This window comes from Nocardia wallacei (assembly GCF_014466955.1).
GTDB lineage: Bacteria > Actinomycetota > Actinomycetes > Mycobacteriales > Mycobacteriaceae > Nocardia > Nocardia wallacei.
This window is the reverse complement of the sequence record NZ_AP023396.1, coordinates 6,057,671-6,076,802: the sequence shown is the minus strand read 5'-3', so window position 1 is coordinate 6,076,802 and position 19,132 is coordinate 6,057,671. Positions and strand designations below refer to the sequence as shown.

The window sequence follows — 19,132 nt, the reverse complement described above, 5'->3', positions numbered from 1 at the left end:
ATTCTCCAAGCGGATCTCGGCGGATGTCCGCACGTACGGTGAGAGGTCGGAGCTGTGAGCGGTACCCCATCGGTCCTGCTGGTCACGAACCCGCTGTCCGGGCAGGGCCGGGGTGCGGTGGCGGCGGCAGCGGCGCGGGCGCGGTTCGCCGATCGCGGCGTCGAGGTGGCGCAGGTGCACGGCGCGACCGCCGCGGAATCGGTCGAGCTGGTCCGGGCGGCACTGGCCGATGGCACGCCGCCGGACGCCGTGGTGTGCGCCGGTGGTGACGGTCTGGTGTGCCTGGCGCTGCAGGCACTCGCGGGCAGCGGGGTGCCGCTGGGTCTGGTGCCGGGCGGTACCGGTAACGACCTGGCCCGCGAGCTGGGCATTCCCGACGATGTCACAGCGGCCGTCGATATCGTCCTGGCCGGTAAGGCTCGCGCGATCGACCTCGGGGAGATCGACTCCGGCACGGTGCGGGCCGAATACGGCGGGCCGCTGCGCTTCGCCACCGTCACCGGCACCGGTTTCGACGCCCGGGTCACCTTGCGCGCCAACCGGATGCGGCGGCCGAAGGGGTCGCTGCGTTACACCGTCGCCGCGCTCGCCGAACTCACCGGCGGCCTGGCCGTGCCCTACCGCATCGAATTGTCCGGCACGCCAGGCGAATCCGGCGACACGGTGATCGAGACGCCCGCGGTGATGGTCGCCGTCGGAAACGGCCGCACCTACGGCGGCGGCATGCTGATCTGTCCCGATGCCCGCCTGGACGACGGGCTGCTGGACCTCACCGTCGTCGGGGCCATGTCGCGCCGCGATATGCTGCGCCTGCTCCCCGCCCTGTCCTCGGGCAAGCGCATCGACCACCCGGCCGTCAGCCAATACCGCGCGGCGACGACAACTCTGACCGCGCCGGGCGCCCCCGCCACCGCGGACGGCGAACCGGCGGGGGTCCTCCCGGCGACCTTCCGCGCCATACCCGCCGCACAGCCCGTCCTCGTGCCCTGACCGGGTGCGGGCTCAAACGTCGAACGAGACCGCTCGCAGACCTGAAACCGTTGCCCGGTCGACGATTACCACGGAGGCCGGGGCGGGACGAGGTGCGCTCCCGGCGACGACCCGGTCGACCAGTCGGTGCCACCGCGCGCTGTGCAGGGCGAAACTGATCCGGCTCACCCGGCGGCCGCGGACCCGCTGGCCGTCACGGGCCGCGCCGGGCGCGACGTCGATCATGACGATGTGAACCTCGCGGCCGCTGCGGGTGGCCCAGGCGGTGATCATCCGGTGGACCCAGCGGCGGGTTCCGCAGTCGTGCACGACAACCGGGGTCTGGGCCTCGCGCAGCGCGCGGTGGATCCGGCCGTAGTGGGTGAGGTGCACGATCGGCAGCCACAGCGCGTACGGCAACCATCCCAGGCGCAGCCGCCACCAATTGCGCGATTGCTGGGAGTCCACCAGCGTCGCGCCCCGGCGGACGACCGCCGCCACCGTGTCGTCCACACTGCCGAACAGCTGTCGCAGCGCCGTGCTCTTGCCCGCCCCCGGCACGCCGGTGAACAGCAGAGCAGCCCTTGCCGGATAACGTAATTCGGCGACGGTGCGGCCGCGCAGATCCGAGACGGCCGCCGGGGTCACGATGCGTGGGTCGGGTGCCGGAGCACGCCCGGGGTCCAGGGGAGGGTTCACCCATTCCAGGGTCCCGCCTCGAAATCCGTTCGGCAACAGGGAAAACCCTGAGATCTCAGTCCGTCCTGGGTCGTGCCCGCAGATGGATCCGCTCGCCCTGCCTGCCGAAGATGCTCAGGATTTCCACCGGCCCGGGACCCGCACTGCCGAACCAATGCGGTTGCCGGGTATCGAATTCCGCGGCCTCGCCCGGACCCAGTTCGAGATCGTGCCCGCCGAGCAGCAGGCGCAGGCGGCCCGACAGCACATACAGCCATTCGTGCCCCTCGTGCACCTTCGGTTCCGGGGGCGGTTCGTCGGCGGGAATGGTGATCTTGTAAGCCTGGATCGCACCGGGCCGCCGGGTGAGGGGCAGGATGGTGCGTCCGGCGACCCGGCGGGCCGTCCCCTGCACCCGCGGGTCGGTGAAGCGGGGCAGCGCGACCAGATCGTCGACGGTCACCTCGTGCGCGTGCGCGATCGGCAGCAGCAGTTCCAGGCTCGGCCGCCGCTGACCGGACTCCAGCCGCGACAGCGTGCTCTTGGAGATGCCGGTGGCGGCGGCGAGTTCGGTCAGTGTGACGCCGCGCCGGGTGCGCAGCATGCGCAGGCGCGGTCCGACGTCGGCGAGGGCGGCGTCGAGGGCGGGATTGCCGGTCATCGTCCCGATCTTCCGCGCTTTCCCGGAAACGGCAAATTTCTTTGCTGTTTCGGCACCGATGCGGCACCGTCGCGAGCATGAGCGAGACGAGATACGACGTGGTGATCGTGGGCGGCGGCGCGGCCGGACTGTCGGCGGCGCTGGTCCTGGGCCGGTCACGGCGGCGGGTGGCGGTGGTCGACGCCGGGCAGCCGCGCAACGCGCCGGCCGAACACATGCAGGGCTTCCTGTCCCGCGACGGCATGCCGCCGGGCGAACTGCTCGCCGCCGGACGCCGCGAGGTTGCCGGGTACGGGGTGGAGCTGATCGATGATCGGGTGGTCGACGCCGGGCCCGGCTGCACCGTGCGGCTCGCCGGTGGCCGGGAACTGCGGGCGCACCGGATACTCGTCGCGACCGGCCTGCGGGACGAGTTGCCGGACCTGCCGGGCGTGCGAGAACGCTGGGGCCGCGACGTGCTGCACTGCCCGTACTGTCACGGCTACGAGGTGTCGGATCGGCCCTTCGGCCTCATCGGCGGAACCGAGCCGGGCGCCCTGGCCCGCGCGGTACACCTGGCCCTGCTGCTCCCGCAGTGGTCCGCGGACCTCGTCTTCTTCCCACACACCATGACGCTGACCGCCGAGCAGCGCCACCGCATCATCGGCCGCGGCGTGCGAATCGTCGAGGGCGAGGTGGCCGGACTGGTCGTCGAGGACGACCGCGTGTGCGGCGTGCGGCTCGCCGACGGCGAGGTCGTGCCCCGCTCGGTGGTGTTCGTCGCGCCGACCTTCGTCCCGGACAACACCGTGCTGTCGGCGCTCGGCTGCGCTCTGGACGCCGAGGGCTGGGTGGTCGCCGACGCCTCGGGTCGCACCTCGGTTCCGGGCGTGTGGGTGGCGGGCAATGTGGCCGATCCGCGGGCCCAGGTGATCACCGCGGCGGGCGCGGCCTCGGCGGCGGCCATGGCGATCAACGCCGATCTGGTCGAGGCCGAGGTCTCACCCGCTTCCTGAGCCGCGGCCGAGAGGCAAACCCGCACCAACGCAACGGTTTCGGGCAAAACCTGAGAATTGCATATGGATAGTGCGACCGGGTCGGGATCGGCGGTAGTCTGAATCTCGTGGGCGGGGTTTTCGGTGTCCCTCATCCGCCGAAAACCCCGCCCTTCGGGTATTCGGCCCCCCTCCTTAGAATCGCACGGTGACCAGCACAGCCTCTGAGAACTCACGTAATCGTGCCGATGCCCTCCCCAAGAGCTGGAATCCCGGCGAGGTGGAGGCCGAGCTGTACGAGCGCTGGGTAGCCGCTGGTTACTTCACCGCCCGCGCCGACAGCGACAAGCCGCCCTACTCGATCGTGCTGCCGCCGCCGAACGTCACCGGCAATCTGCACATGGGCCACGCCTTCGACCACACCCTCATGGACCTGCTCACCCGCCGCAAGCGGATGCAGGGGTACGAGGTGCTGTGGCTGCCCGGCATGGACCACGCCGGCATCGCGACCCAGACCATCGTGGAGAAGCAGCTCGCCGTCGACGGCAAGACGAAAGAGGACTTCGGCCGCGAGCTGTTCATCGACAAGGTCTGGGACTGGAAGCGCGAATCCGGCGGCGCCATCCAGGGCCAGATGCGCCGCCTCGGCGACGGCGTCGACTGGAGCCGCGACCGCTTCACCATGGACGACGGCCTGTCCCGCGCGGTGCAGACGATCTTCAAGCGGCTGTTCGACGCCGGTCTCATCTACCGCGCCGAGCGGCTGGTGAACTGGTCGCCGGAACTACGCACCGCCATCTCCGACATCGAGGTGAACTACAAGGACGTCGAGGGCGAGCTGGTGTCGCTGCGCTACGGCTCCCTGAACGACGACGAGCCGCACGTGATCGTGGCCACCACCCGGGTCGAGACGATGCTCGGCGACACCGCCGTGGCCGTGCACCCCGACGACGAGCGCTACCAATCGCTCATCGGAACCACCCTCTACCACCCCATCACCGGACGGCAGATCCCGATCGTCGCCGACGACTACGTCGACCCCGAATTCGGTTCCGGCGCAGTGAAGATCACGCCGGCCCACGACCCCAACGACTTCGAGATCGGTCTGCGCCACCAGCTGCCGATGCCGACCATCATGGACGAATCCGGCCGAATCACCGGCACCGGCACGGAATTCGACGGGATGAACCGGTTCGAGGCGCGGCTGAAGGTGCGCGAGCGGCTGGCCGCGGAGGGCCGCGTCGTCGCCGAGAAGCGCCCGTACGTGCACAGCGTGGGCCATTCCGAGCGCAGCGGCGAGCCGATCGAGCCGCGGCTGTCGATGCAGTGGTGGGTGAAGGTGCAGTCGCTGGCCAAGGCCGCCGGAGACGCGGTGCGCAACGGCGACACCGTGATTCACCCGCCCAGTCAGGAGCCGCGCTGGTTCGCCTGGGTGGACGACATGCACGACTGGTGCATCTCGCGGCAGCTGTGGTGGGGCCACCGCATTCCGATCTGGTACGGCCCCGAGGGCGAGATCATCTGCGTCGGTCCGGACGAGCAGGCGCCCGAGGGCTACGTGCAGGATCCGGACGTGCTCGACACCTGGTTCTCCTCCGGGCTGTGGCCGTTCTCCACGATGGGCTGGCCCGACGCCACACCCGAGCTGGCGAAGTTCTATCCCACCAGCGTGCTCGTCACCGGCTACGACATCCTGTTCTTCTGGGTCGCCCGGATGATGATGTTCGGCACGTTCGTCGCCGACGATCCGGCCATCGCCGCGGGCAAGCAGCCGGGGGCGGCGCCGGTGCCGTTCCGGGATGTCTTCCTGCACGGACTGATTCGCGACGAGCAGGGCCGCAAGTACTCCAAGTCGAAGGGCATCGGTATCGATCCGCTGGACTGGATCGACGAATACGGCGCCGACGCAACGCGTTTCACGCTCGCGCGGGGCGCGCAGCCCGGCAGCGACCTGTCGGTCGGCCCGGCGCACGTGCAGGCCTCGCGCAACTTCATCACCAAGCTGTTCAACGCGACCAAGTTCGCGCTGATGAACGGCGCCGTCGCGGGGACGGTCGCGAGCCGGGACGCGCTCACCGACGCCGACCGCTGGATCCTCGATCGCCTGGAAGAGGTTCGCGCCGAGACGGATTCGGCGTTCGACCGCTACGAATTCGGCAAGGCGTGCGAGGCGCTGTACCACTTCGCCTGGGACGAACTGTGCGACTGGTACCTGGAGCTGGCCAAGGTGCAGTTCGCCGAATCCGAGGAGCGGGCCGGGAGCACCCGCGTGGTGCTGGGCAGCGTGCTGGACGCGTTGCTGCGGATGCTGCACCCGGTGATCCCGTTCGTCACCGAGACGCTCTGGCAGGCCCTCACCGGCGGCGAATCGATCGTGATCGCGCAGTGGCCGCAGGCCACCGGGGTCGCCGCCGACCCGGTCGCGGCCCGGCGAATCGCCGACGCCCAGAAGCTCATCACCGAGATCCGCCGCTTCCGCAGCGACCAGGGCCTCACCGACAAGCAGAAGGTGGCCGCGCAGCTGGTCGGCATCGAGGCCGCCGACCTGAACGGACTGCGCGCGGAGATCGCCGCGCTGGCCCGCCTCACCGAGCCCGGTGACGGCTTCTCGGCCACCGCCGCCGTCGAGGTGCGGCTGTCCGGCAGTACCGTGACGGTGGAACTGGATACCTCCGGCACGGTCGACCTGGACGCCGAGCGCCGCCGGTTGGAGAAGGATCTCGCGGCCGCGCAGAAGGAACTGGCGAGCACCGCCGCCAAGCTCGGCAATGAGGCGTTCCTGGCCAAGGCGCCCGATCAGGTCGTCGCCAAGATCCGCGGCCGCCGGGAGGTCGCGGAATCGGAGGTGGCGCGGATCGGGGCGCGGCTGGACGAGATCGCGGCGCGCAAGTGACCATCACCAGGAAGGGAGCGGTGTGAACGACGAACCGGAGCGGCAGCGCGGCGGGGCCGAACGCCTGCATTCGGGACCGTCTCCGGTCGATCTCGCCGAGATGGCCCTGGTCGAGGCCGAACTCGACCAGCGCTGGGGCGAAACCGAGATCGAACCCTCGCTGACCCGCATCGCCACCCTGATGGATGTGCTGGGCTCGCCGCAGCGCGGCTACCCGGCGATCCAGGTCGCGGGCACCAACGGCAAGACCTCGGTCACCCGGATGATCGACGCGCTGCTCACCGCGATGCACCGGCGCACCGGCCGGTTCACCAGCCCGCATCTGCAGCTGGCGACCGAGCGCATCGCCGTCGACAATCAGCCGATCAGCCCGGCACGCTACGTCGAGCTCTATCGCGAGCTGCAGCCCTACGTCGAGATGATCGATCGCCAGTCGCAGGATGCCGGTGGGCCGCGGATGAGCAAGTTCGAGGTACTCGTCGGCATGGCCTATGCCGCGTTCGCGGAGGCTCCGGTCGATGTCGCGGTGATCGAGACCGGCATGGGCGGCACCTGGGACGCCACCAACGTCGTCGAGGGTCAGGTCGCGGTCATCACCCCGATCGGGCTGGACCACACCGAGTATCTTGGCCCGGACCTGACCTCCATCGCGGGGGAGAAGGCCGGGATCATCAAGAAGGCGCCCGAGGATCCGCTGGTGCCGCGCGAGACCGTCGCCGTCATCGCCGAGCAGGACCCCGAGGCGATGGACGTGCTGCTGCGCCGGGCCGTGACCGCCGACGCGGCCGTGGCCCGGGCGGGCGCGGAGTTCCGGCTGCTGTCGCGGCGCGTCGCGGTCGGCGGCCAGGTGCTCGAGATTCAGGGGCTGGGCGGGGTGTACGACGAGATCTTCCTGCCCCTGCACGGCGAGCACCAGGCACGCAACGCGGCGCTGGCGCTGGCGGCGGTGGAGGCGTTCTTCGGCGCGGGCGCGCAGAAACAACTCGACATCGACACCGTGCGAGCCGGATTCGCGGCCGCGGTGAGCCCCGGGCGGATGGAGCGGATGCGCAGCGCGCCGACCATCTTCATCGACGCCGCGCACAATCCGGCCGGCGCTCAGGCATTGGCGGCGACGTTGACCGGTGAGTTCGACTTCCGGAAGCTGGTCGGCGTGGTCGCGGTGCTGGCGGACAAGGACGCTGCGGGCATCCTGTCCGCGCTGGAGCCGGTGCTCGACCAGATCGTGGTGACCACCAACGGTTCTCCGCGCGCCCTCGCCGCCGACGATCTGGCCGATCTGGCGGTTCAGCGCTTCGGCGACGAACGCGTCGTCACCGCCACCACCCTCACCGACGCCGTCGAGACCGCGATCGCGATCGCGGAGGAGGCCGCCGAATCCGGCGAACCGGTGTCCGGGGCGGGCATCGTGGTCACCGGTTCGGTCGTCACCGCCGGTGCGGCGCGCTCCCTGTTCGGAAAGGATCCCGCATGAGGCAGGCACAACCATGAGTGATCAGGAAGTCCCGCCGCCCGCGGCCGATCCGTGGAAGGGCCTGCGCGGCGTGATGGCCGGTGCGCTGGTGCTGGAGGCGATCACCGTCCTGCTGGCACTGCCGGTGGTGGCATCGGTCGGCGGCGGCCTGGCCTGGTGGTCGGTGGCGTGCCTGGTGGGCCTGGCCGTACTGATGATCCTCGGGGCGGGCCTGCAACGGCGGTCGTGGGCACTGCCATTCAACCTCGGCCTACAGGTATTGCTCCTGCTGGGTGGCTTCATCCATATTTCGATCTTCGTGATCGGCGTAGTCTTCGCCGCGGTCTGGGCCTTCATCCTCGTCCTGCGCTCCGATGTCCGCCGCCGCATGGACCAGGGCCTCCTCCCGAGCCAGCGAGCCTGAAGCCGATCTGTCCAAAGACCATCCGTCCAAAGACCATCCGCCCAAGGCCAGCCGGTACGGTTCGCGGCCCGGCTCGGTTTTCAGCGGACGAAGCGCATGCGCGAAGCGCGAGTCTCGTCCGCTGAAAACCGAGCCACAGGGGGCCGCGAACCCGCGGCGCCGAAGGCGCCGCCAGACAACACAGCTAGAGTGTCGCCGTGACTGAGCAGACGTTGGTACTCATCAAGCCCGACGGCGTGGCCCGGGGGCTGATCGGTGAGGTCATCACCCGCATCGAGCGCAAGGGACTGAAGGTCGCGGCGCTGGAACTGAAGACGGTGTCCGAGGAGCTGGCCGCGGCCCACTACGCCGAGCACGCCGAGAAGCCGTTCTACGGCTCCCTGATCGAGTTCATCACCTCCGGCCCGGTCGTGGCGGCGGTCCTCGCGGGGCCCCGGGCGATCAGCGCCTTCCGGCAGATCGCCGGCGGCACCGATCCGGTCGAGAAGGCGGTGCCGGGCAGCATCCGCGGCGACTTCGCGCTCGAGACCCAGTACAACCTCGTCCACGGCTCCGACTCGCCCGAATCCGCCAAGCGCGAGATCGCGCTCTGGTTCCCCGAGCTTCCCCAGTAGGACCGCCCGGAACACCGTGCCCGGCGCCGCCACCCCGCCGGAGCTCGGCGGGGTTCGCGGGGCCCGTGCGCCGCCGCGGCAGTACGTCGATGGCGAATGCCCGGCGCACGGTGTGGGATACTGGCTGTGGAAGTGATCGACGCCCGCCGTTTGCGGCAGGTGGCGGTCGCGGCCATGGCACCGCGGTACGACGCCGATCATCGCTGCCCACGGACGGTTACCAAGACTCGGCCATCCGGTGGGCACGCTGGATGAGCGCTCGCATCCGGTGTTGAAGCCAACAGCCAGGCGCCGCGTGACCAGTTAGCCGACCGACGAACGACAAGGTGATAACGGGGCACGCGGGGCGAGACCATTGGACCTCGCGCCCCCGCGGCGTGAGGCGAACGAACAGTGCCCCCGCGTCGGCCGCGTCACCTCCCCGTACGGGAGGGACGCGCCCGGGGGCCCGAGGAGATTTCGTGGCCGATCAAGAGCCGCTGGGAACGTCGAAAAGTAATGGTGAATCCGCTTCTGACGAGGCGGCCGGGGCAGGGGAGGCGGCGCAGTTGCCCGAACGTATCCGGGTCCATGCGCTGGCGAAACTGCTCGGCACCACCAGCAAACGCATTCTGGCCCACCTGACCGAACTGGGCGCCGAGGCCCGCAGCGCGCAGTCCAGCCTGGACCGCAGGGTGGCCGAATCGGTGCGGGAGGCGCTCGTCCCCGAGACGTCCGAGTCGAGCAGCGCCCCGGCCGCCGAGGACGCCGCGCCTGCCGATACCGCGGAGCCCGCCGAGCCGGAGCGCTCGGAGGCGTCGACGCGGACCGCGGTATCCGTCGGCACGGCGGCAGCGAGCGGTGACGCGGAGTCCGCCGACCCCTCGTCGGAGACGGCCGAGACGCTGGCCGTCCCGGATCGCCCGCTGCGGCAGTCGCTGTTCACCAGCCCCTTCCACGCCCCCGAACCGCCCGCTCCCGAACCCGTCGCCTTCGAGCCGCCCGCGGTGGTGGCCGCCCCGCTGTTCCTGCCGCCCGACGCGACCGCCGCCCAGGAGATGCGGCGCAAGCTGCGCGCCGAGCGGCAGTCCCCGCCCGCGGAAGCGAAGGCCGCGCCGGTCGAGGAGGCCGAGGCCGACCGGCCCGCCCCGGAAGAGCCGAGCAGACCGGCCGAACAGCGGGCCGAAGACGCCGACACCGATGCCGACGACGCCGGGAACGCGTGGGACGACGACCAGTCCCGCGACGACGGTGACGACAGCAATCGCTCCCGCCGCCGTCGCCGGGGCCGCCGCGGCCGCGGTCGCGGTCGTGGCGAACAGCACAGCGACCAGGACGACGAGGCCGAGGACGACCAGAACTCCGAGTCCGAGTCCGATTCCGCCGCCGAGGACGACGAGTCCGCCGAGAACGGGTCCGATGACGGCGACGCCGTGCCGGAGGGCTCCAGCCGCCGCCGTCGCCGTCGCCGTCGCCGCAAGGCGGGCGAGGACGCCGAGCCCGAGGCGAGCGAGGACGATCCGCCGAACACCGTCGTGCACGAGCGCGAGCCGCGCAACAAGCGCCGCGGTTCCGGCGACGAGGTGCAGGGCATCACCGGCTCCACGCGGCTCGAGGCCAAGCGACAGCGCCGCCGCGACGGGCGCGAGGCCGGCCGCCGCCGCCCGCCGATCCTGACCGAGTCGGAGTTCCTGGCTCGCCGCGAATCGGTGGACCGGGTCATGGTGGTGCGCGAGAAGACCTTCCCCGAACATCCGGCCGCCACCGTCCAGGTCGCCGTGCTCGAGGACAACATCCTCGTCGAGCACTTCGTGACCAGCAGTGGCCAGGCGTCCATGGTCGGCAACGTGTACCTGGGCAAGGTGCAGAACGTGCTGCCCAGCATGGAGGCCGCGTTCGTCGACATCGGGCGCGGCCGCAACGGCGTGCTGTACGCGGGCGAGGTGAACTGGGAGGCCGCCGGGCTCGGCGGCAAGGAGCGCAAGATCGAGCAGGCGCTCAAGCCCGGCGACACCGTGCTGGTGCAGGTCTCCAAGGACCCGGTCGGGCACAAGGGCGCCCGGCTGACCACGCAGATCTCGCTGGCCGGTCGCTTCCTGGTGTACGTGCCGGGCGGCTCGTCCACCGGTATCAGCCGCAAGCTGCCCGACACCGAGCGCAAGCGGCTCAAGGAGATCCTGCGCGACATCGTGCCGCAGGACGCCGGGGTCATCATCCGCACCGCGTCCGAGGGCGTCGCCGAGACCGAGCTGGCCCGCGACGTGGAGCGGCTGCAGGCCACCTGGAAGACCATCGAGGAGCAGTCCAAGAACGGCTCGGGAGCGCCGAAGACGCTCTACGAGGAGCCCGACCTGCTGGTCAAGGTGATCCGCGACCTGTTCAACGAGGACTTCTCCAAACTGGTCATCGAGGGCGACCGGTCCTGGACCACCGTGGAGAACTACATCCGCACGGTGGCGCCGGACCTGCTGGCCCGCGTCGAGCGGCACGAGAACCCGAACGTCGACGTCTTCGGCAGCTTCCGCATCGATGAGCAACTGGCCAAGGCGCTCGACCGCAAGGTGTGGCTGCCCTCCGGCGGCACCCTGGTCATCGACCGCACCGAGGCCATGACCGTCATCGACGTCAACACCGGAAAGTTCACCGGCGCGGGTGGCAGCAACCTGGAAGAGACGGTCACTCGCAACAACCTGGAGGCGGCCGAGGAGATCGTGCGGCAGATGCGCCTGCGCGACATCGGCGGCATGATCGTCGTCGACTTCATCGACATGGTGCTCGAGTCGAACCGGGATCTGGTGCTGCGCCGCCTGACCGAGGCGCTGGGGCGCGACCGCACCCGGCACCAGGTGTCCGAGGTGACATCGCTGGGGCTGGTGCAGATGACCCGCAAGAAGCTGGGCACCGGTCTGGTCGAGGCGTTCTCCACCACCTGCGAGCACTGCCACGGACGCGGCATCCTGGTGCACAACTATCCGGTCGAGACCCCGGCCGCGGAGGAGAGCAGCGGGCGCCGCGAGGGTCGGCGCCGTCGTAAGGACAAGGCGCCGGCGCCCGTCCCGGCCGTGCCCGCCACCAACGGCACCGCCGTATCGGCCGAGCCGCATTCCGAGGAGGACGCGGCCGCCAAGCGGGCGCACCCGGTGGCGCTGGCGATGGCCGCGCATCAGGCCGAGGAGGCCGCCTCGGTGGCGACCGCCGAGGCCGAGGTCGCGGTGGCGGCCGCGGAAGCGGTGCAGGAAGCCGCCGAGGCCGATCTCGAGGTGGTGGCTTCGACTGCGGCGCAGGCGGATTCGAGCACGGGCCGGGCCGCCGATCGGGCGGGCTCGGAAGAGGGAACGCCCGGTCGGTCGCGGCGGCGGGCCCGGCGTGGCAGCCGGTCGGCCGCACTTCGGGCCGAGGCGAACGCCGCTGAGGCCCCGAGTTCGACGGCAGGCGAGGCCGCAGCGGCCGAATCCGATGTGGCGTCCGAAACTCCGGCAGTGTCCGGTGCGGCGCCGGAGTCCGTCGTGACTTCGGGGGCCGAGCCCGAGACGGTCGAGTCCGGCGTCGCGGCGGCCGAATCCACCGATGCCGAATCCGCTGATGTGGATGCCGCGGCTGCTGCCGTCGGCGGCGCCGCGGCCGACGCGACCGGTGGCGCCGGGGTTTCCGACGAGACCGCGGCCGGAGTCGCCGGTGCGGCTCTTGCCGGTGAGCAGACCGGTGCCCAGGCCACGCGCCGGGGGCGTCGCCGGGTGGCGCGCACCGGCGCGGCGCTCAGCACCGACAGTCAGGCGGCGGTGTTCGTGCTCTCCAGTGCGGAGCAGGAGCAGCCGACCGTGGACTTCACCGATATCCCCGCCGCTCCGGTCGAGCCGCGCAGCCGTCCGCGCCGCCGGTCCGCCGGGCGGGCCGCGGGAGCGCCGGAACAGCCGAACTGAGATTCGCAGGCGGGCCCGCGCCGATCGGTGCGGGCCCGCTTCGATCCGCCGGGACCCCGGTTTGGCCGGGCGGGTGCGGGTCCTGTAATCTTGGCCAGTCGCTGCTCGGTGACAGCATTGCGCTGTGTCACCTGAAAGCTGTGGCGCTTCTCGAAGCGCAGGCGCGGAAGCAGCGTGATTACCAGACCAGACCTACGGCGGTCTCCGGTTGTCGACCGGGAGTCGCCGCATGAGCAAAGTGCCGAGCACTAGTAGAGGAAGAGGGTAGCCGACCGATGGCAACGTACGCGATCGTCAAGACCGGCGGAAAGCAGTACAAGGTCGCGGTCGGTGACCTGGTGAAGGTCGAGAAGATCGAGGGTGAGCCGGGCGCCGCGGTGTCGCTGGCGCCGGTGCTGGTCGTCAACGGCTCCGAGCTGACCACCGACGCGGACAAGCTGGCCAAGGTGTCGGTGTCCGCCGAGGTCGTCGAGCAGACCAAGGGCCCGAAGATCCGCATCCACAAGTTCAAGAACAAGACCGGCTACCACAAGCGTCAGGGCCACCGTCAGAAGCTGACGGTCCTGAAGGTCACCGGCATCAAGTAAGCGACTACGGGGTTTCCCCCCATGTACGAGGAGTTCAACAACCATGGCACATAAGAAGGGTGCGTCCAGCTCTCGTAACGGTCGCGACTCGAATGCCCAGCGGCTCGGCGTGAAGCGCTTCGGCGGCCAGACCGTCAAGGCCGGCGAGATCCTGGTCCGGCAGCGCGGCACGCACTTCCACCCGGGTGTGAACGTCGGCCGTGGCGGCGACGACACGCTGTTCGCCCTCGAGGCGGGCGCGGTCAAGTTCGGCACCAAGCGCGGCCGCAAGACCGTCAACATCGTGGTCCCGGAGCCGGCGCAGGCCTGAGCCGCCTTCCACCACACTTCGAAGCGGGTCAGGGTGACAAACACCCTGGCCCGTTTTCTGTTTGCAGCCGACCATTCGAGAAGGAGGATGATCAGGAATATGTCCAAGTTCATCGATCGCGTCGTGCTGCATGTGCGCGCCGGTAAGGGCGGGCACGGGTGCGCCTCGGTGCATCGGGAGAAGTTCAAGCCGCTGGGCGGGCCCGACGGCGGCGACGGGGGCAACGGCGGGGACGTGATCCTCGAGGTCGATCCCAACGTGCACACCCTGCTGGACTTCCACTTCCACCCGCACGCCAAGGCGGGCAACGGCAAGCCCGGCGAGGGCGGCAACCGCAACGGCAAGCAGGGCGGTGAGCTGCTGCTGAAGGTCCCGGACGGAACCGTGGTGATCGGCCCGGACGGCGACGTCCTCGCGGATCTGATCGGTGCGGGCACCCGATTCGTCGCGGCCCGCGGCGGCCGCGGCGGACTCGGCAACGCGGCCCTGGTGTCGCGGGCACGCAAGGCGCCCGGCTTCGCGCTGCTCGGCGAGGAGGGCGAGGAGCGCGATCTCGTTCTCGAGCTGAAATCGGTCGCCGATGTCGGGCTCGTCGGGTTCCCCTCGGCCGGGAAGTCGTCGCTGGTGTCGGTGCTGTCCGCCGCCAAGCCGAAGATCGCCGACTACCCCTTCACCACGCTGGTGCCCAACCTGGGTGTGGTGTCCAGCGGTGACACCACCTTCACCATCGCCGACGTGCCCGGCCTGATTCCGGGAGCGAGTGAGGGCCGCGGCCTGGGCCTGGACTTCCTGCGGCACCTGGAGCGGTGCGCGGTGCTGGCGCACGTGGTGGACTGCGCGACCCTCGAGCCCGGCCGCGATCCGGTGTCGGACGTGGACGCCCTGGAGGCGGAGCTGGCCGCGTATCGGCCCGCGCTGCAAGCGGATGCGGGTCTCGGCGATCTGGCCGACCGGCCGCGCGTGGTGATCCTCAACAAGGTCGACATCCCCGACGCCGAGGAACTGGCCGAACTGGTGACCCCGGAGTTCGCCGAGCGCGGCTGGCCCGTGTTCCGGATCTCGGCCGTGAGCCGGGAAGGCTTGCGCCAGTTGACCTTCGCGCTGGCCGAACTGATTCGCGAGTACCGGCAGGCGCATCCGAAGGCGGCGCCCAAGCGCCCGGTCATCCGGCCGGTGGTGCGTGGCGAGAGCGGCTTCACGGTGACCGTCGACCCGGAGGTCGAGGGCGGCTTCATCGTGCGCGGCGAGCGCCCGGAACGCTGGGTGCGCCAGACGCAGTTCGACAACGATGAGGCCGTCGGCTACCTGGCCGACCGGCTGGCCCGCCTCGGCGTGGAGGCCGAGCTGGAGCGGCTGGGCGCCGAGCCCGGCGCGCCGGTCACCATCGGCGACATCAGCTTCGACTGGGAACCGCAGATCTCCGCCGGTGTGGATCTGGTGATGACCGGCCGCGGTACCGATCCCCGGCTCGATCAGACCGAACGCATCTCGGCGGCCGAGCGCAAGCACGCCTCCCGGGTGCGGCGCGGCCTGGTCTCGGAGGACGAGGACGGCCGATGAGGCCGTCGAACGGTACCGCGGCGCAACGATGTTCGGTGTTGTGGAGTGAGTTCTGTTATGACGCAGGTTGATTCGGGCCGGGAGACCAGTGCCGCGCGCGAGGCGGTCGCGACCGCGCGCAGTGTGGTGGTGAAGATCGGGTCCTCGGCGCTGACCAGTCTGGCGGGCGGTCTCGATACCGAGCGGCTGGACAAGCTGGCCGACGCGGTCGAGGCGCGGATGCGGGCCGGATCCGATGTGGTCGTGGTGTCCTCGGGCGCCATCGGCGCGGGTATCGCGCCGCTCAAATTGTCTTCGCGGCCAAGGGATCTGGCGACCAAGCAGGCGGCGGCCAGCGTCGGTCAGCTGGCGCTGGCGCACGCCTGGGGGACGTCGTTCGCGCGGTACGGGCGGACCGTCGGTCAGGTGCTGCTGACCGCCGGGGACTTCTCCCGCCGCGAGCATCACCGCAATGCCCAGCGCACCCTGGATCGGCTGCGGTCGCTGCACGCGATCGCGGTGGTCAACGAGAACGACACCATCGCCACCGAGGAAATCCGCTTCGGCGACAACGATCGGCTGGCGGCGCTGGTCGCGCATCTGGTCGGCGCGGATGCGCTGGTGCTGCTGTCGGACGTGGACGGCCTCTACGACGGCGACCCCCGCAAGGGCGCCGCGAAATTCATCCCCGAGGTGCGCAGCAGCGCCGACCTGGACGGCGTGATAGCGGGTAGCGGCGGCGCGCTGGGCACCGGCGGCATGGCGTCGAAGCTGTCGGCGGCGCGCCTCGCCGCCGACGCCGGAGTGCCGGTATTGCTCGCTGCCGCGACCGATGCCGCCGCCGCACTCACCGGCGCCTCCGTGGGTACCGCTTTCGCCGCCCGCCCGGTCCGGTTGTCCGCCCGCAAGTTCTGGGTCCGGCACGCCGCCGACAGCCGCGGCGCGGTACTCCTCGACGAGGGCGCGGTGCAGGCCGTCGCCCAATGCCGCCGCTCCCTGCTGGCCGCCGGCATCACCGGCGTCCGCGGCCGCTTCCATGGCGGCGACGTCATCGACCTGGTCGACCCCGACGGGCACGTGGTAGCCCGCGGCGTCGCCGAGTACGACAGCACCGAACTACAGACCATGGTCGGCCGCTCCACCTCCGAACTCCCGGAAGGCATGCAGCGCCCCGTCATTCACGCGGACGACTTGGTGAAGGTGTAGTCGGGATCGTCGCGCGACCGAGGGCCACGGTATCTTCGGCGCTCAGGTAGCGAATGCTCACGCGTCGCTCAGTCGCTGTATCAGGTTGGCGTGTTCACGGTTGGTCCGGCGGGCCAGCCAATGGTCGAGTTCTTCCGGCAAGCGCACTGCGAAAGCCACCGCATACCCCGCTGGCAACTGATACCTGCCGTGATACCGGTCGCGGTATCACGGCAGTGACCGCAGGCGAACTGATCAGCGGGCAGGCGGGCTGACTCCGGGTTGTTCGGGGGTGGTGGGGCTGGAGGTGTCCGGGATGGGACCGGTGATGCCGGGCTGGCCTTCTTCGTCGGAGAGGGGTGGGCCGGGCTCCAGCGGTGGCGGGGGCGTGTGCGGAGGTGGGGCCGGGACGGGCTCGGGAGGCGGAGGTAGCGGGGATGGTGACGGTGTGGCGGGTGGCGGAGCTGTGGCGGCCGGAGGCGGAGCGGGGGCGGCCGGAGGCGGAGCGGGGGCGTGCTCGGGTGTGGGCGCCGGTTGCGCGGGTGTGGCAGGCGGCGGAGGTGTTGTGGGCGTGGAGGATTGGGGCGGCGGGGGCGCCTGCTGGCCGGGAGCGGGGGAATCCGGCTGCGGTTGCGGCGTCGGCGGCTGCGCGCTCGGACCGGGACCGGAGTCCGGTGGCACCGAGCCCTGCGGCGGTGCGGTGTGCGGGGCCGGTCCTTGCGGCGGTGCGGTGTGCGGAGCCGGGGCCTGTGGTGGTGCGGTATGCGGTGGCGGTCCCTGCGGTGGTGCGGTGTCGGGGGCGGGTTCCTGTGGTGGTGCGGTATGCGGGGGCGCTCCCTGTGGTGGTTCGGTGTGGGGGGACGAATCCTGCGGTGGAGCCGAGTTCGGGGACGAATCCTGCTGTGGAAGGTATTGTGGGGCAGCAGGTTTCGTGTGGGAAGATTCGGGAGCGCCGCCCGGGAGGGCGGGGGAGTCGGGGAGGGCCGGTACTGCGGTGCCCGCGGCGGTGTAGGCGGGCTTGTAGATCATGTTCATGGCCAGCAGCGCCTCTTGGCGGAGGGCCTCCTGGGCCAGCTGGGCGTCGAGGACGTGTGCCGCTTCCAGGATTCGGGCGATGGTGCCGATCGGGCCGGAGCTGCCGGGAGGTACGACGGCGAGCTTCACCGCTTCGGCCGCGGCCGCGAGCGCGCCGAGGCGGGCGCCGACCTCGCCCATGATCGCGGCCAGCTCCTCGACGGATTCGGCCAGGCCGCGGGTGCAGGCGTCGGCGGCGTCGGCGGCCGCGCCCTGCCAGGCCGCGCCGTTCATCGCCCGGTCGACCTCGTTGCGGGTCAGGGGCATGGAGGTGGTGAGGGTGCCCGCCGCCTCCAGCCACACCAGCGAGGCCTGCAGGATCTCACCGGCGTCGATCCGCTGGGTGCCGGCGTGGATCTGCTCGTGGGTCAGCGACTCGAAATGCTCCATCGCGCTGATGTAGTCCGGGTCGTTGCGGCGCGGCTGCGGTCCGTACCGGAATTCCGTGGTCATCGCGACAGCCTCGACGAGACCGCGCGCAGCGCGGCGGCGTGCGCGGCATCGGCCTCCTCGTACAGCCCCGCGCTGATCAGGAAGCCCTCCTTCATCCGATAGGAGGCGGCGATGTGCCGGTCGAGCAGCTCGGAGGCGTCGCGGGCCTTGCGCGAGAACCCCGCCTGCAGCTGTTCCGCGGAGAAGAAGCCGCCGAAGCCGTGCAGCTGCGACACCGATTCCAGGCGCTGCTGCAGGTGCCGCAGCCGGGCGATCTGCTGGTCGTAGAGTTCCGCGCACCGGCGCGCCGCTGCCGGGTCGAACCGGACCGAGCCGTGCTGCGCCGCGTCCAGGAACTTGGCGATGTCGGCCTGACTCGCCTCGATCGTCATGCGCACCCCCTCTGATCGGTCGGTCGTGACCCAGCCTAATCGGTCGGGAGCGTCCCGGTCAGCCGTGCGGCCGGTTCACCTCGCAATCCTTTTCTGTAGGTGGGTGGCGAGCTGCTGCGCGGAGGCGGGAACGACATGCACCTCGGCACCGGCGCGGATCAGGTAGCGGCCGTCGTCGGCGACGTCGATCCAGGTGTAGTAGACCGGCGTGGGCGGGTTGTCCCGGTCCAGGGCCGCCTCGATGCGGATATGCCCCTCGGCCGTGTGCGGCCGCAGCAGCAGCCGCCGGATGCGCGGGACCGGCGGCTGCGTGGCCGCTACCGTCTCCTCGTCGCGGACCGCGGCCGCGGGCGCCGACCGCGCGGGCTCCCGGCCCGGTGGCGTCTCGGGCAGCAGCGCCGCGATTCGCGCACCCAGCTTGGCGCTGTGGCCGATGGAGATGCGCACGTTGCCGCCGAAGCCGGGACTGCCGCCGGGTTCCTGCACGGCGAGCACGGCGTGGTCGTAGACGGCCGCGCCGAGCACCCGGATCTCGCTGCCGGGCGCGTGCCCGCCGCCGAGGGCCACCACCCGGGTCTGCGGCCGGGCGAGAATGCGCAGGCAGGCGGACAGGTCGGGGTCGGCGCGCAGCGGCAGGCGGGCCTCGAGGGTGCGCCGCAGCGCGGCGGCCTCGTCCTCGGTGCGCGGAGTTTCCAGGATCCGCAGCGGGAACGGGTGCCGATCCAGGTCGGTCTCGCGCCAGATGTGTGCGAACTCGTCCGGTGTGAAAGACCAACTCACGCCGACAAACACCCTTCGCCGATGGTCACGAGCGCCTCGTAGCCTAGCCCGGCCCCGTGCGGGCGGCCAGGCGATACCGAATCCGCGATCCGCGGAGATACCCGTTAACACCTCCGGATACCGAGCCTATATCCCAGCATCACCGTGGTGTCCGCCTGCGCACCAGCGAATTCGAGGTCGTTCCGAGTGAGGAACCGCCCGAAGGCCGGGTATGTCGGATGTACTCGTGGCGAGACCGCCACGCAGGCGGTGCCGCGTCAGCGACGGG

The 19,132-nt window shown here is 70.9% G+C and carries 16 protein-coding genes; 11 read left to right on the top strand and 5 right to left on the bottom strand.

Features of this window, described 5'->3' with window-relative positions:
• Positions 1-54: 54 nt before the first annotated feature.
• Positions 55-990, top strand: a complete 936-nt coding sequence (locus tag NWFMUON74_RS26930) for a YegS/Rv2252/BmrU family lipid kinase (protein WP_187684563.1) — start codon at positions 55-57, stop codon at positions 988-990.
• Positions 991-1,002: 12 nt separating this feature from the next.
• Here NWFMUON74_RS26930 and NWFMUON74_RS26925 read toward each other — a convergent pair whose 3' ends face one another.
• On the bottom strand, positions 1,003-1,668 hold the full coding sequence (locus tag NWFMUON74_RS26925) for an AAA family ATPase (RefSeq protein ID WP_232110614.1): 666 nt from the start codon (positions 1,666-1,668) through the stop codon (positions 1,003-1,005).
• A gap of 55 nt (positions 1,669-1,723) precedes the next feature.
• A complete protein-coding gene (locus NWFMUON74_RS26920; RefSeq protein ID WP_187684562.1) occupies positions 1,724-2,308 on the bottom strand; it encodes a helix-turn-helix domain-containing protein in 585 nt (194 codons plus the stop codon).
• A 77-nt stretch (positions 2,309-2,385) separates the two neighbouring features.
• Between NWFMUON74_RS26920 and NWFMUON74_RS26915 the strand changes: the two genes are divergently transcribed.
• The 10 genes from NWFMUON74_RS26915 to proB all read left to right on the top strand — a co-directional run bounded on the left by NWFMUON74_RS26915 (position 2,386) and on the right by proB (position 16,207).
• On the top strand, positions 2,386-3,303 hold the full coding sequence (locus tag NWFMUON74_RS26915; protein WP_187684561.1) for an NAD(P)/FAD-dependent oxidoreductase: 918 nt from the start codon (positions 2,386-2,388) through the stop codon (positions 3,301-3,303).
• A gap of 187 nt (positions 3,304-3,490) precedes the next feature.
• On the top strand, positions 3,491-6,175 hold the full coding sequence (locus tag NWFMUON74_RS26910) for a valine--tRNA ligase (RefSeq protein ID WP_187684560.1): 2,685 nt from the start codon (positions 3,491-3,493) through the stop codon (positions 6,173-6,175).
• A gap of 100 nt (positions 6,176-6,275) precedes the next feature.
• Complete coding sequence (folC, locus tag NWFMUON74_RS26905; RefSeq protein ID WP_187689442.1) at positions 6,276-7,649, top strand: bifunctional tetrahydrofolate synthase/dihydrofolate synthase; 1,374 nt, start codon at positions 6,276-6,278, stop codon at positions 7,647-7,649.
• A 13-nt stretch (positions 7,650-7,662) separates the two neighbouring features.
• The gene (locus NWFMUON74_RS26900) at positions 7,663-8,052 is read left to right on the top strand and encodes a DUF4233 domain-containing protein (RefSeq protein WP_187684559.1); all 390 of its coding nucleotides are present in this window, start codon (positions 7,663-7,665) and stop codon (positions 8,050-8,052) included.
• A gap of 197 nt (positions 8,053-8,249) precedes the next feature.
• Positions 8,250-8,666, top strand: a complete 417-nt coding sequence (ndk, locus tag NWFMUON74_RS26895) for a nucleoside-diphosphate kinase (protein WP_187684558.1) — start codon at positions 8,250-8,252, stop codon at positions 8,664-8,666.
• A 461-nt stretch (positions 8,667-9,127) separates the two neighbouring features.
• On the top strand, positions 9,128-12,565 hold the full coding sequence (locus NWFMUON74_RS26890) for a translation initiation factor IF-2 N-terminal domain-containing protein (RefSeq protein ID WP_425343074.1): 3,438 nt from the start codon (positions 9,128-9,130) through the stop codon (positions 12,563-12,565).
• Between the two features lie 275 nt (positions 12,566-12,840).
• A complete protein-coding gene (gene rplU / locus NWFMUON74_RS26885; RefSeq protein ID WP_040747090.1) occupies positions 12,841-13,152 on the top strand; it encodes a 50S ribosomal protein L21 in 312 nt (103 codons plus the stop codon).
• A 43-nt stretch (positions 13,153-13,195) separates the two neighbouring features.
• Positions 13,196-13,462 (top strand): 50S ribosomal protein L27, encoded by a 267-nt coding sequence (gene rpmA / locus NWFMUON74_RS26880; protein WP_187684557.1) that lies wholly within the window; start codon positions 13,196-13,198, stop codon positions 13,460-13,462.
• Positions 13,463-13,561: 99 nt separating this feature from the next.
• Positions 13,562-15,022, top strand: a complete 1,461-nt coding sequence (obgE, locus tag NWFMUON74_RS26875) for a GTPase ObgE (protein WP_187684556.1) — start codon at positions 13,562-13,564, stop codon at positions 15,020-15,022.
• Positions 15,023-15,079: 57 nt separating this feature from the next.
• Positions 15,080-16,207, top strand: a complete 1,128-nt coding sequence (gene proB / locus NWFMUON74_RS26870; RefSeq protein WP_187684555.1) for a glutamate 5-kinase — start codon at positions 15,080-15,082, stop codon at positions 16,205-16,207.
• A gap of 234 nt (positions 16,208-16,441) precedes the next feature.
• Here the strand turns inward: proB and NWFMUON74_RS26865 are convergent, their stop codons facing one another.
• The 3 genes from NWFMUON74_RS26865 to NWFMUON74_RS26855 form a co-directional block, all read right to left on the bottom strand.
• Complete coding sequence (locus NWFMUON74_RS26865; protein WP_187684554.1) at positions 16,442-17,713, bottom strand: hypothetical protein; 1,272 nt, start codon at positions 17,711-17,713, stop codon at positions 16,442-16,444.
• Positions 17,710-18,084, bottom strand: coding sequence for a hypothetical protein (locus NWFMUON74_RS26860; protein WP_187684553.1), 375 nt, complete (start codon positions 18,082-18,084; stop codon positions 17,710-17,712). Before NWFMUON74_RS26860 ends, NWFMUON74_RS26865 begins: the two co-directional genes overlap by 4 nt.
• A 75-nt stretch (positions 18,085-18,159) precedes the next feature.
• Positions 18,160-18,864, bottom strand: coding sequence for an ESX secretion-associated protein EspG (locus tag NWFMUON74_RS26855; RefSeq protein WP_187684552.1), 705 nt, complete (start codon positions 18,862-18,864; stop codon positions 18,160-18,162).
• Positions 18,865-19,132: the final 268 nt, after the last annotated feature.